Source organism: Rheinheimera sp. A13L (genome assembly GCF_000217935.1).
GTDB lineage: Bacteria > Pseudomonadota > Gammaproteobacteria > Enterobacterales > Alteromonadaceae > Pararheinheimera.
In genome coordinates, this window is the sequence record NZ_AFHI01000045.1 from 66515 (window position 1) to 81579 (window position 15065).

General features: G+C 44.5%; 4 protein-coding genes. All 4 read right to left on the minus strand.

Features of this window, described 5'->3' with window-relative positions; genetic code table 11:
• Positions 1-52: 52 nt before the first annotated feature.
• Positions 53-6754 carry a non-ribosomal peptide synthetase gene (locus RHEIN_RS16580; protein WP_008900135.1) on the minus strand — a complete coding sequence of 2234 codons (6702 nt, stop codon included), beginning with the start codon at positions 6752-6754 and terminating at the stop codon, positions 53-55.
• Entirely contained in the window at positions 6754-10245 is a 3492-nt protein-coding gene (locus RHEIN_RS16585) for a non-ribosomal peptide synthetase (RefSeq protein ID WP_158005492.1), read from the minus strand. The genes RHEIN_RS16580 and RHEIN_RS16585 overlap by 1 nt, the downstream gene beginning before the upstream one ends.
• Positions 10246-10358: 113 nt before the next feature.
• Positions 10359-11609 (minus strand): TauD/TfdA family dioxygenase, encoded by a 1251-nt coding sequence (locus RHEIN_RS16590; protein WP_008900137.1) that lies wholly within the window; start codon positions 11607-11609, stop codon positions 10359-10361.
• Between the two features lie 2 nt (positions 11610-11611).
• Positions 11612-15064 carry a non-ribosomal peptide synthetase gene (locus RHEIN_RS16595; protein WP_158005493.1) on the minus strand — a complete coding sequence of 1151 codons (3453 nt, stop codon included), beginning with the start codon at positions 15062-15064 and terminating at the stop codon, positions 11612-11614.
• Position 15065 lies beyond the last annotated feature (1 nt).

The window sequence follows — 15065 nt, forward strand, 5'->3', positions numbered from 1 at the left end:
TTTACCTTGTTATCCACGAAAAGATTCATACACCGAAGAGCTAAAGACCAGACTAGATCTCCCCTTCTTCTGTAAACTCTTCGGAACTACTTTTTACTATCTCTTTAGCGAGTATTAGCTTATTGAGTTTAAAGACTACCAGATCAATTTTATAAGCCATCTCTTCCAGGTCTTCGACATCGAAAATCGTTTTGATGTCGAATCGCTCTTTGCCGCTTAAGAAGTGGTGCTCTATTTCATTGGCTAACCTAACCGCCATCAATGAATGACCTCCAAGCTCAAAGAAATTAGCACGAATGCTGAGCTCACTTTGATTAAGCTGTAACAGCCCTGCAATTATGCTCACAAGATCACGTTCTGTTTCACTTTGAGGAGCTTTGTATTCAACCAACTCATAGTCCATGGCTACTTTGGGTAGACATTTGTGATCAATTTTTCCGTTGGTATTTAGCGGCCAGTCCGTCACTTTTATAAACGCGGATGGAATCATATAGTCTGGGAGCTCTTGCAACAACCAATTTTTGTAATGCAAGCTGGTTTCTTGCCAATTATTCTGCTGAGTTTTTGGTTCCACATATGCAATCAGCTTATTCTCACCATTAGCTGCCTTAACCACGACAACTACACAGGACTGCACATCCGGGCAATAGGTCAACTGTTGCTCTACAGCTCCTGGTTCTACCCTGAAACCTCTGATTTTCACCTGATTATCTTGTCGACCTATATACAGCAACTCTCCGTCAGAACTAAATCGTACCAAGTCTCCTGTGCGATACATTTTCTGTCCAAGAGTTGCTGAAAATGGATCCGCCACAAAACGTTCAGCAGTTAAGTCTTCTCTGCCTAAATATTCTCTTGCCAGGCATTCCCCGGCCACATAAAGCTCGCCTACCGCACCGAATGGAGTAAGTCGCTGATGATGATCTAATACATAAACTCTGGTATTCATCAGGGGTTTACCAATTGTGGGAAACTCAGGCCAGCTGTCCGGTTCGCCTTTTAACGCTAATGCCGTACAAACGTGAGTTTCAGACGGTCCATAGTGATTAAAAAGTCTTACCTGAGAATGTTCCTTAAAGAAGTGCCTGATGGCAGGAGTCACTTTCAGAGCTTCAGCCGTCGAGAATATGTATTTCAAATCCGTCAGGCGCAACGATTTGTTTCGTAAGTATTCACTGATGGTATTTAACATGGCATATGGCAGGTTACTTACCGTCACCTTATTATCCTGATAAAGCTGTATAAGATAGTTCACGTCAAGACGATGCACTTCTGACAACATGACCACAGTGCCACCATGCACCAGAGGTAAAAAGATATCGACAAAACTCATATCGAAACCAATAGAAGCAAATTGCAATGTGACTATATCCTTATTGTCTATAGTCATGTCATTCCGCATACACTGTAACAAGTTCACCAGTGCCCGGTGTGGCATAGCAATATGCTTTGGTTCGCCTGTAGACCCAGATGTTGACAACACATAACCCAGCGAATCCATATGACTTATGGCGTCATAAGTATCGCCCGCAACTTCACTGTTTAATGCAGAATTAATTAAGCAACAATGTTCTTCAGGAAATATAGACGCAGTATTTTCGCTCACTAGAGTCACTTTAGGTGTGATTTGTTGCCAGCGTTTTCTAATAATCTCTTCAGACAGAGCAACATCAAATGGCACGTAAGCGCCGCCAGCTTTTAAAATAGCCACCAACGCCACCACCATGTCAATACCCCGGTCTATACACAAGCCTATCAAATCATCGCTTCCAACCCCTCTTCTTTGCAGGGTAATAGCAAGACGATTACTTTGCCTGTCTAACTGAGCATAAGTAAGCAGTTCATCCTTGTAACGCACTGCAATTTTATCTGGTGTCTGCTGCGCCTGTTGCGCAATCATTTTGTCCAGAGTGAGCTCACAGGATTGGAGTGGGGTTGCCGGGTTAAACTGATGTAATAGCAGGTGAGATTCCGCTTCATCTAAGAGTTCAATATCAGCCACCGGAATTGTATCAGAAGACTTAGAGCCTACCTTGCTACATAGTGACTCTATAGCATTTTTCAAATGTCTCTGCATTTGCTTGATGCGCTCTTCTTTAAAGATAGAAGCATCATAGGTCCAGCTAAAATGCAGCCCCTCTTCATCAATCTTCGCACCAATATCAAGATCAAATTTGGCATAGCTCTCACCACTGTCCAGTGGCTCAAAATTTACGCCTTCCAGTTCTATAGTCGTCTCTTCGTTAGTGTCCATAGTAAACAGGATCTGGAACAGTGGTGTATGTGAAGCCGTTCTTGATACCTTGCAGTGCTGAACAACTGTTTCAAAAGGCACATCCTGATGTCGCTGCGCTTGTAAGTTCACCTCACGAATATGACTAAAATAGTCTTCCAGAGACTGAAAGTCAGTGTTAACACGCAATACTAAGGTATTCACAAAAAAACCTATAATGGACTCCAACTGAGTATTGCGTCTGTTAGCAACTGGCGTTCCCACTACTATGTCATCGCTATGACTGTGTCTGGCAATGACCAAACTCAGAATGCCATGCAACAACATAAACATTGTAAGATCATACTTTTGTGCAACCTGTTCCAAAGAGCGGAGTATTTCTGGTGGTACAGAAGCAAAAAACCATTTAGCCTTATGCTCGTCAACCGTGCGCCGTGGATAATCCAAAGGAATACCATGTAGGATAGGCACATTTGCAAGCTGCTCTCCCCAATACGCTAACTGTTGCTGCATTTTATCACCTGCCAACCAGTCTTTTTGCCATGCAGCATAATCAACATATTGCAATGGCAATGGTGCCAGCTGAGCCAACTCACCGCCTGCCAGTTGCCTGTACAGAGTGCTAAACTCTGTCAACAAGATACCGTCTGACCAGCCATCAAAAGCAATATGGTGAGTATTAATGAGTAACACGCCTTGCTTTTTATCGCCCAGATTATTGAGGCTAACAAAGGTAGCGCGAAACATGAGATCCTGACTCAGGTCGAAGGGCAAATTTGCATCCAGCACCAGCTGAGCCGCTAACTCTGAAGCTTGCTCCGCCTCACTCAGATGAGTTAAACACAGACGCTTGAGTTTAAATGAGTGTTCATCCAGTATAACCTGACAGGGTTGCCCTTCCATTTCTCTGAACACGGTCCGCAGTGTTTCATGGCGCTCAATGAGCAGGGCAAGAGCCAGCTCAGCTTGTTCAACATTGAACTCACCTGACACTTTCCATGCCGTCGGCATATTATACTGTGGAGAGCCACCTTCCAGTTGGTCAATAAACCAGAGACGAGTCTGGGCGTAAGACAGGGGAAAATAATTGTTGTCGCGGGGCAATACCGGAATAACTTCGGAACGGGAACTTCGTGGTGTCTGTTCAAGATTAGCAGCAAATTCATGGAATACGGGATAATCAAAAACAGCCGCTATATCAACATTCCAGCCAAGTTTAGACCTGATTTCGCTGATCAGTCGAATCGCCAATAAGGAATGCCCACCCTTTCTGAAAAAATGTTCATTACGACTGATGCTGTGAACTTTCAATAAACTGGCCCAGATCTCAGCCAGAGCCTCCTCAACAGGACCTTGTGGTGCCACCTGTTCATCAAAAATAAAAGCCTCAGCTTCAGGTGCAGGTAGTTGTCGTTTATCTATTTTTCCGTTGCTGTTCACCGGCAGTTGCGACATCAATACGATCCCCTGCGGCAGCATGTAGTCCGGCAAATTGGCAGACAGGCTTGTCACAATTTCAGATTTCGTAATTTCCTTTGTGAGGGTTACGTAAGCAATCAGGCGTTTTTCGCCATCAATTTCCTGCGGTATTACAGCAACGACACCTACCCCATCACATTTTGCCAGCTGGACTTCCACTTCAGCTATTTCGATTCTATAGCCCCTGATTTTCACTTGGTCGTCAGTGCGTCCAATGAATATTAGGTTGCCGTCACTGTGATATCTCACTAAATCCCCAGAACGATACAATCTCGCATTTTTGTCAGACGAGAAAGGATCAGGAATGAAACGCTCTTGATTTAACTCCGGACGGTTCAAATACCCGCGACAAACTCCTTTGCCACCAATGTAAAGCTCACCCACACAACCGTTAGGCAACAAGTTTTGATACTCGTCCAGGACATATAGCTGGGTATTTTGTGTGGCTCGACCAATAGGGACAGTCGCATACCCTTGAGGAACACCAGACATCAAATAACTACTGGCGGTGACAGTGGTTTCGGTCGGCCCATAGGTATTATAAAGGGCTGCCATCTGTCCCGGTTTGTTAAACCAGGCTGAAACATTTTCAAGATTAACCGCTTCACCACCAATGATAACGAGCCTCAAACTCTTCGCTACAGGAATAGAATGTTCAAAACAAAGTTGCTCCCAAAAAGCAGTGGGTAAACTTACCACAGTCACATTATATTGCTGACAGAGTTGCCAGAAATGTTTTAAATCTCGTCCAGCAAGCTCATTGCGCAACACCAAAGTAGAACCAGCCGCGAGCGCACCAAAGACCTCTTCTATAGCGATATCAAAGCTAAAGGATGAGAAATGCAGCACTGAATCTCTGGGTATCAGGCCGTAGTCTTTTGTGATGCCTACGACAAAATCCAGCAGCTGTCCATGTTCAACCTGCACTCCTTTGGGCTTTCCTGTTGTGCCAGAGGTATACATCAGGTAAGCAAGATCGTTACGACTAACGGAAGTTTGCAATTCTGGTAATGCTTCATCTGTTGCCTGCTCAAAGTCATTCTGCTGAAGCAGCATTTTAGGTAGCTTAAAGTCGACAAAATTTTGCTGTGCTGATGCATCCAGCAATAACAACTGCGGCTGTGCATCCGACAGTATGTCGTCCAGTCTCTGAGTCGGTAAAATACTATCCAGCGGTAAAAAGGCAGCCCCGGCTTGCAACACCGCAAGGGTAGCAATAATCCTTTCAAGAGTGCGCCCCATAGAAATGGCAACTATGCTTTCTGTTGAGACGCCATGCTCTGTTATTTTCTGTGCCAGAATGTTCACCTGATGCAGTAACTCTGCATAAGTTAACTGCCCAGATTCTGACACCACAGCGATTTGTTGTGGTGCTTGCATAGCATTGGCGGCTATCAGTTCAAGCACACTCTTAACTTCACCAATATCATGATGGTGTCCCTGAGATCTTAAAATTACCTGTTTCTGTTCAAGGCCGCTTAACAGAGATATATCCGACATTGGTGTTTGGGCTGTCAGACTCTGGTTGGTAAGCACATGACAAATGTTATCCATCATGATTGCCATACGGTGCTCATCAAACAAACCATGATCATAAAGCAGCTCCAGATACAAACCTTCTCTGGTAAATTCAACGGTAAGATCTAAATCAAAGCGGGTTGTGGCTTCGTCTTCTTCCAGAGGTTGTAACTCCAGTCCTTGTAAATCGCCCTCTTCACTTAAGGTATCATCCATACTCAACATGATCTGAAACAGCGGTGTATGTGACTTGTCTCTGGGTAAATTGCACAGTTCAACCAGCAGTTCAAAGGGGACATCCTGATTAGCTTGCGCATCCAGATTAATCTGACGAATATGGTTGAGGTAGTCTCCCCAGGAAAGGTGATTTGTATTGCTGCGCAGCACCAGGGTGTTGACAAACAAGCCAATCAACTGAGACAGTTCCTGTTTTTGACGGTTTGCCACCGGCGTTCCGATAACCAAATCATTGTTACCACCATGTTTTGCCAGCACCAAAGCAAACACCCCATGGATCAACATAAATGGCGTAAGTTCATAATGTTGGGCGGTTTGTCTGACGCCTTCGGTTTGACTCAGGCTCAAGGTGCGTTCGACAATGCGACCGCTGGTACTTCTGATTTTCGGTCTGTTGGTTTGCAGAGGAATAGAATGCAATGTTGGCACATTTTGCAAATGCTGATGCCAGTAATCCAGTTGTTTTTGCAGCTTATCATGAGTCAGAGCATGGCGCTGCCACATCACATAATCACCATATTGAATAGCAAGTTCCTGCAACGGAGAAGCAGTTCCGGATAAGAACGCCTGATACAATGCCACAAACTCTTGAATTAACAGTCCCATTGACCAGCCATCAGAGACGATGTGATGTATGTTGAACAACAAGGCCCCATAAGGATAATACTGGCCGGACGATTCCTGAACAGGCTTAAGTTTTATGTAAGTAGCCCGCAATAATGTCCCACTACTAAAATCAAACACCTTGGTTGCATTTTTGTTCAGTTCCTGCTTAAACGCTTCAGAGTCCGTGCCCTCTGGCGACTCAGACAAGTCCAGATACCTCAGTTGAAACTCACTATCATTAAGTATCTGTTGGGTAGGTTCGCCATCTGTTTCGATTATACGAGCGCGCAGGATTTCGTGGCGGGCAATAATCTCTCTAAGGGCTTTTTGGGCAATGGCGTGTTCAAAGTCACCTCTAACAGTGAAGGCCATTGGCATAGTGTATTCCGATGACTCAGGGTTCATCTTACTCATCAACCACATACGCTGCTGCGCATGCGAAAGCGGCAGGATGTGCAGATCTTGCTCGCGAGGCACTATTGCTTTTTGACTACTGGTGCTCGCTGCGATTGGCGGGTTTTCCTGCAACCAGACAATAAGTTCTTCTTTATAACTTTTGATAAGGGCCAGTTTATCTTCTGACAATACTCCTTTAGCCGCTTTAGCTTTAAGCTTGCTTTCATTAAGACTAACGATAATACCATCTTTGGCCAAATGGCTGATCAACTGTTCCATGTTCATTATAGTTCTACCTCATCAAGCTCTTCTTTATTCATATTTTCCAGGTTGTTCACCAGATGCTGATGCATTAACAAATCACTAATCACCGACGATAACTCTCTCACCGTGGTGTTTTCAAACAGTTTTCTGACATCAAGTTGAATATGGAATGCCTTATTGATGGCGACGGTTAACTGAATTGCCATCAAAGATTGCACCCCTAATTCAAAGTAGCTCTCCGTGACACTCATCTTGCTACTATCAATTTTTAATAACTTCGCAAAAATGCCTACCAGTTGTGCCTCAATATCATTGCAAGGACAAACATAACCCGTTTGCAACGCTAACATGTCAGGCTGAGGTAGGGCTTCAATATCAATCTTTCCTGACAGGGTTAAAGGCCATTTACTCATAAATACAAAAGCTTTGGGAATCATGTAATCTGGCAGATTAGACTTTAAGAATATTTTGAGTTGACGCGCCAGCTCACCCACATATACTTGTTTTTCACTTTCGGTAATAAGCCAAGCCACCAGTTGCGAGTTAGAGCCCTGTGTTGAACTTTCCTTAGTGGTCACCAGTTGTACCAGTGCTGAGGAAATTCCCTTGTACATGGTAAGCTTATTCTCAATTTCAGTCAGCTCCACACGGTAGCCTCGCACCTTAACCTGGTTATCAATACGTCCGACGAAGGTGAGTTCACCATTGCAGTTTTGTATCACCTTATCACCACTGCGATAACAGCGCTGTGCAGGCTTTCCGGCTCCCTCAAAATCGATAAATTTGTCACTGCTTAATAGGGGTAAATTCAGATAACCCTGGGCTAATGGACTGCCAGCGATCAGTAGCTCACCAGGCACTCCCGCAGGACAAATATTGTTGTAGCGGTCTACAATAAAGAGCCTACGATTCCCCAGAGGCTGTCCCAGTTGAACGGATCCAATATCGCTATAGTCAATTTTCTTGATAGTACTGGTTATTACAGCTTCTGTGGGGCCATAAGCATTGTATAAAGCGCATTGCTTGCTATACGTAAGCTGCAGCCAACGTTTTAACAATTCTGGTGCTGGCGCTTCACCACCGATGACGATATGACGCAATCCGCTATTTTGCCACATGCCTTCTTCTGAACCATTGATCAACTGTTCCAGATAACCCGGAGAAAGGTCGGTAATGCTAACCTCATAACGCTTCAGAAGCTCAAAAAACTCGGCCGGTCCAGGTAATGACTGATTCCGTAAGCACAGGGTGCCAGCAGAAAATAACACCGCAAAGCATTGCTCATAAAATGCATCAAATGCAGGGGATGTAAATTGCAAGGCGCGATCAGTTTCGTTAATACCTAAATAACTGATTATTGCCGCTATATGTTCACAAATAGCCTGATGCTCAACCAGTACACCTTTGGGCTTACCTGTGGTACCTGACGTATAAATCACATAAGCGATATCAGAACCTTGCACAACTGGCATTGACACCTTACCCACAGCAACCGGAGGTAAGAAGGTGGGGTCCAGTTTGAGTACTTCACAGTCTTGCAACTGTTCCAGCCCGTAAACATTAGACTGACTTATAAGCAAGCGCATTTCACTGTCTGTTACTATATCTGTAATGCGTTCAATAGGGCTGTTAGGATCCAATGGCACCAGTGCCGCCCCAGCCTTAAATATCGCAAACATGGCAATGAAAAACTCGACATCGGTCGTCATACAAACACCGATCCGTTCTCCTTGAGTAACATTTCTGACCTGCACAAGATGCATCGCCAGAATATTAGCCTTTTCTTCCAGCACTTGGTAACTCAAACGTCCACCTGGCCCAACAATGGCTTGTTTGTTGGGATGTGCCAGAGACACCTTTTGCCACCAGTCGACCAAAGTATCAGCCTTTAACTCAGGCGTTTCATGGCTGTTATTGCTGGCTATCAGCAAACTCTTAATTTCATCATCAGACAACATTTTTATCTGACTGAGCGGCTTATCTGGTGAACTCACAAATGCCTTTAACAGAGCCGTTAAATAACACTCAAAAGTCTTGATTGTTTGTTCTTTAAATAAGGATACATTGTATATCCAGTTGAATTTAATCTGTTCCTGGCTCAGTAAAACGTCTAAAGAGAAATCAAATAGCGCGGTATTTTCTTCTGTATCCAGAGGCTCTATATGAATGCCCTGCAGCTCACTTTGCGCTTGATCTCCTTCGCTTTCCAAAGTCAACTCCACCTGGAACAAGGTATTATGAGTCGGATTGTTGGAAAGATTCAGTTTTTCCACCAAGGTGGCAAAAGGCAAATCCTGATGAATCTGCGCATCCCGGTTAATAAGTCGAATTTGCTGCAACAGTTCTGCACATGTCCAGTTCTGATCTAACTGGCAGCGCAATGCAATAGTATTCACAAAACAGCCAATCAGAAACTGGGTTTTAGCGTTAGTTCTGTTAGCAAGTTGCGTCCCGATCACAATGTCGTCAGATTCACCAAGACGTGCCATCAGAAGGCTAAGGGCAGCATGAAACAACATGAACATAGAGACGCCTTGCTGGAGTGCCAGAGCATGTAAGTTCTGACTCAGCTCCTTATCCAGTTGTCCACTGTACACAGCTCCTTTATGAGACGCATGTACCGGACGTTCGTAATCTGTTGGCAGAGTATGCAAAACCGGTGCGTCTTGCAGCTGCTGACGCCAGTAGTCTATTTTTTTTTGCAATTGAGCTTCATTAAAATGATGACGCTGACTTACCGCAAAATCCAGGTACTGAAAAGGCAACAGGGAAAGTTCTGTTTCCTGTCCTGTCTTTAAGTTTTGATAATGATGTGCAAACTCTGTCACTAACAAGTTACCGGACACACCGTCAGAGGCAATGTGGTGCATGCAAATCAACAGTACACCCTGCTGTTGCTGGCTGCCGTTTTTTAAGCTAAGAAAAGTCGCGCGCACCATAAGATCTCTCTTTAAATCAAATGGTCTGGTGGCATCTTCTTGGATTCTGAGCATCACTTCTTGCTGCTGCTGTTGCAAACTCAGATGACTCAGATCTTGTCTGTTAAGATGAAATTTAACGTCGTCTTTAACAAACTGGCGGGGGCCGGCAGGTGTATTTTTAATAACTGTGCGTAATACTTCGTGGCGCTCCACGATGCGGGCAATAGCGGTTTCAATGTGATCCAGATTGATGTCACCAGAAACAGTAAATGCTTGATGAATGCTATATACGGCCTCATCACCCTCCAGTTGATTCAACGTCCACATACGCTCCTGAGCAAAAGACAGAGGATACCCCTCATCTGAGTGTCGTTGCACAGGGGTGATCGCAAACTCACTGGTACTATCGTTGCCGACAGAGTAACGCAATAAAAAAGCCACTATATCTGACTTTTGAGCCTTAAGTTTTTCAAGTATCTCTGTGGGGACATCGTTATGTTGAGATTTGATTTTTAATTTCCCGTTCTCTAACGAGACAAGTATTCCGTTTTCTGACAGTTGCTTTAGAAAATCCGCAATTTTTTTAGACATATCTGTTTCCATGACAATCTCGTCCTTGAGGGTTTGTGTGGTTAAATAAGTTAATATTTAAAACGTCGCTGCTTTACCCCCTCTACGGGTGAATAAAACAAAATAGTTAATTGTTAGAAAGTCACCATATCGCCCATAACAACACAGAGTTTGCGATCTCCTGCAAAGGGCGCTCTGGCATGGGCCATTACAATATTGTCCACCAATAGAAAATCACCAGCCTGCCAGTCAAAGGCAAACTGTGCCTGCATGTATGCATCTACAATCAAAGCAATATCTTCGCCAGATATGGGTTCACCATTACCAAATAGACAGTTTCTGGGGAACTCGTCTACCGCAAACATGGCCTGCATGGATCCCAACACCTGTTGTGGAAGGCACAATGGATGCCAATGAGTAATCTGACTCACCCAGCATTTTTCCCTGGTAACAGGGTGCTCCATAAATGCGGGTCTGACAGCTTTGGTAATCAGGCGACAATTATCACGCCATTGATAAACGATTCCCTGCTGTTGGCATTTTTTTTCCACTTCCTCTTTATCATCAGTATTAAATACCGTTTGCCACCCCAGTCCAAACTTGTCAGTCTTGTGATAATGACGCACATACATCACCCCAAGTTCGGCAAATTTGCTCAATAACTCTTCCGGCAATCTGGCGCAAAACTGTCGAGTATCCACTAAGGGCGTCTGCCCACCTAGCGGTGCAGGCTTGAGACAGCTAAAGGCGATTTTTGAAGGCCAGCTATGATTAAAAGTATTCTCGTTATGCCACAACAAAAATTGTTCGTTAGCATACTCTACCGGAGACTGTACTCCTTTTATGTTAGCGATTTCCTGATGTTCTGTATTACTCACATAGAGTTCAGTAATAAACTGTTCAGCAAACTGTTTGACTTTCTCCGGACTGTCCAGACCTGTTCCCCGAAACAATAATGCACCATGGCGGGAAAGCCTGTATAGCAAGTGTTCTTTTTCCGGAGGTGAAAGCTGCCATGTATTCCCGGTTGAGATGTCCTCTACTGCTGGAGTAACCATAAGCAGTGCTGCAGAATCAGAGCTTAACTGCTTCAGCTGCATGTTTGCCCACTGGTTTTGCTGCCCATCTTGTTCTTGTAGCTTTTCTTCTCTCAGTAGGGCTCCTTCCGCGAGGGTAACCTTTTCCACCACAGGTTCAGAATAATTGAACCCGCCTAAGCTTTTGAAATAACCAATAATAACTTGTTTTTGCTGCTTAATTCGGGCCAGTAACTGACTGTCAGGTGGAGCACCAGTTGCTGAGGTTAACTTTAAATTACTGTCAACCAGTGACAATTGAATACCTGCATCAGCCAGTTCGGTGATGAATGCGTGAGTATCAAACATCGTTAAATTTCCATTTCAAACATAGGTCTACCCGATTCTTTTTCAGCAGCATCCAATGACTGAGTAACCCGTAACTTAAATATCTCACCTAATAGCTCTCTCAAAGTCAGGTCATACAGGGTGTCAAGGCCCACTTCCGCCTGGAATTCCAGCTTTATTCCATGCAGTAGCGAAACCGCCAACAGCGAATGTCCACCGATTTCGAAGAATCTGGCATCGGTGCTGATGGCCTCCGGCTGCTGATTTAATAGTCGCGCCCAAAGCGTCAGCATTTTTGTTTCTTCTTCTGATTCAGGAGCAATGTGTACTTTCGTCTGCACCTGTATATCTCGCAGTAAACGGACTTTATCCAATTTACCATTGATAGTCATAGGAAATGTCTCCACAAAACCTATCACTCCCGGCACCATATAGGCAGGCAGCGAGTGTTTTAACTGCTTGACCAGTTGCTCTGTTACCCTTTCCCGCAGTACTGTTTGTGGCTCTGAAGCTTCTGTCGTCAAAATACAAGCAGCGACTAGTTTATTGATCTGTCCATTCACTATTTCAGGAACTACTACGCAGTCCAACACGGCATTGTTTTTCAGAACCACCTGTTTAATTTCGGCTGTTTCTATACGGTAACCGTTAAATTTCACCTGTTCGTCAATACGGTTAATAAATATCAGATTTCCATCTTCCAGACAGCGAACATAATCACCCGTTTTATAAAATCTCTCAGCCTTGCCTGACTCAGTAGTCACATTCACAAAAGATGAACTGGTCTTGTCAGGATTATTGAGATATTCAGTAGCAAGACAAACCCCCGCCACGTAAAGCTCTCCTATTTCTCCTGGCGTAACAAGAATACCCTGCTCATTCATGATCCTGACTTGAGTATTTTTCATTGGGATACCTATTGGTAAGCTATCCCCTGAGATACTTTGCCGGGGTACTTTGTAAACAGTGCAGCCAACCGTGGCCTCAGAAGGACCGTACTCATTATAAATGTGGCTGTGCTGCAACGAATCAGCTGTTAATAGCTCAACATCTCTTACCGCCAGCGCTTCCCCGCCCACCACTATCTGGTGCTGCATATGAGCAGAAAGACTGCTACCTAACATGGTCTGGTGTAGTGCCTTAAGATGAGAAGGTGTTAGCTTAAATAGCCAGTTTTGAGAGTCGGAGTTTTGCAACAGTTGTTGCAACAAGGAAATTTCATCACCTGTCTTTGGCACTATGATCACTTTTCCGCCGTTACACAGAGGCAACCACAAACTGGTCACCGTGGCATCGAAACTCAGAGATGTGCAGATCACACCACCTACCACATCATGATAATACAAGTCGGTTGCAGTCTTAACATAGTCGGCAAGACTTCTATGGGAAATAACCACTCCTTTAGGTTCACCTGTGGTGCCTGAAGTATAAATAACATAGGCGGGCTGCTTGGGATCTGTTGTATCCGCATCCCGAAAAATCTCACCTTGCTGCCACTGCTCAGGTGCACAGCCAATTACAGGCACGCCAATATGTTCGATACTTTCCAATTTATTCAGGTCAGCAACAATGCAGCAGGCCGAAGATAATCCCAGTACCTGCTTTACCCGTCCCAAGGGCCATGACTCATCCATTGGTAAATAGGCCGCACCACTGCGCAAAATAGCAAGTACTGCCATAATCTGCCATGCTGAGCGAGTGCCGTACAAGGCTACCAATTCACCGGGCTTTGCCCCCTTGCTAACCAGCTGTCCAGCTAATTTCCTGGATAGTTCATCCACCTTTTGGTAGCTATATGCCTGCTCATTGAATATCAGCGCGATGCGCTCTGGATCTGAGGCCAGCCTTGCATCAAATAGCTGTAACACATTGGGTAATTCGTTTTGCGTTACCTCGGCAGGTTGAGTTCCGCTTGTCCATACAGACCAAGCTTTATTTCCAACCGAAGATGCAGCATAAACGCAATCAGATAAAGGTTTTGTGCTGTCCTGAAGTAAAAATTGTACGGTTTCCTGATACTGAGCCAACAGGGTCTGGACTGTATCTTTGTTAAACAAATCGGTATTAAATTCCAGAGAAACGTGGAAGTTATCTCCTTCAATTACATTCATTAGCAGTTCGAACTGACTGCGCACAAGATCTGAATCGAGACTCTTCACTTGCACATTGCCAAGATTCAGTGTTGAGGAAGAGCGCTGATGCATTGAAAACACCAACTGCACTAAGGGTGCAATTGCTCTGTTGCGCGTCGGGTTTATAATTTCAACCAGTTGATCAAAAGGTACATTCTGATATTTCAGGGCATTAACCGTATTATTTTTGACCTGTGCCAAAAACTCAGCCACAGATTGTTCAGCAGCACAGTTACTGCGCATAACTAACATATTGACGAAAAAACCGATAAGGGGTTGCAGATCCTGATGTTCCCGGTTGGCCACCGGCACACCAAGCACCACGTCCGACTGATGAGACTTTTTCGCCACTAACAGTGCAAAGGCGCTTTGTAAAAACATGGCTGTGGTCAAACCTTGCTGCTGGCAAAAATGCTTAATTTGCGTACTCAGTCTGGTGTCGAAATCAAAGTTAACCAAATCACCGTTACTGCTTTGCTTTGCCGATCTAGGTCTATCCAGCACCAGACTATGCACCAGCGGCATACCAGTCAACTGTTGAGTCCAATATTTAATGGCCTGCTGCTGTTTGCTATGTTCAGACTGGGTCAATTGCCAGTTGGCATAATCGCAATATTGAATATTGAGCTGCGGCAATTGCGCTGTCTGGCCTTGCCGGGTTGCATTATAAATTGCTTCAAACTCTTGCTGGAAGATACCCGCGGACCAGCCATCGAAGGCTATATGATTAATATTGAAAAGCAGTACATGGTACTCTTCTGACATTTGCAGGCATTGCACCTTTACCATTAGATCCTGTTTTAAATCGAAGGTTGCTAATTCAAACTCTCTGGTGAGCTGCGCAATCTTGTTCTGAGTAAGTCCTTCCGATTGCTCGCTGATGACAATCACAGACAAGCTAAACTCTACCTTGTCCCGTACTTTTTGTACTGGCTTGTCCTGCTCAATCACATAATTGGTGCGCAAAATCTGATGCCGGTTAATGATTTGCTGCAGTGCCTTTTCTGCGATATCCGGGAAGAAATCCCCCTTGATTTCAAAACCAAAGGCTATGTTGTACTGATTACTCTGTTTATCCTGTGATTGCATCATCCAAAGCCGCTGTTGTGCATAGGACAAGGGACCGCTGCTTTGATTTAGCGCCTCAATCTGCGCATTCCTTTGTTTGCGAGCGTTAAGCTCTGACAAAAACTCAACAATTTCAGTTTTATTGGCGCGAATAAAGTTAGCCTGATCTGAATTAATGGTAGCAATTGCCCCTCTGGTTTTGAGGCTGCCATTGTCCAGTGTCACCAGCACACCCTGAGCATGCATCGTATTGATGAAAGATTTAATCTTGTCCATG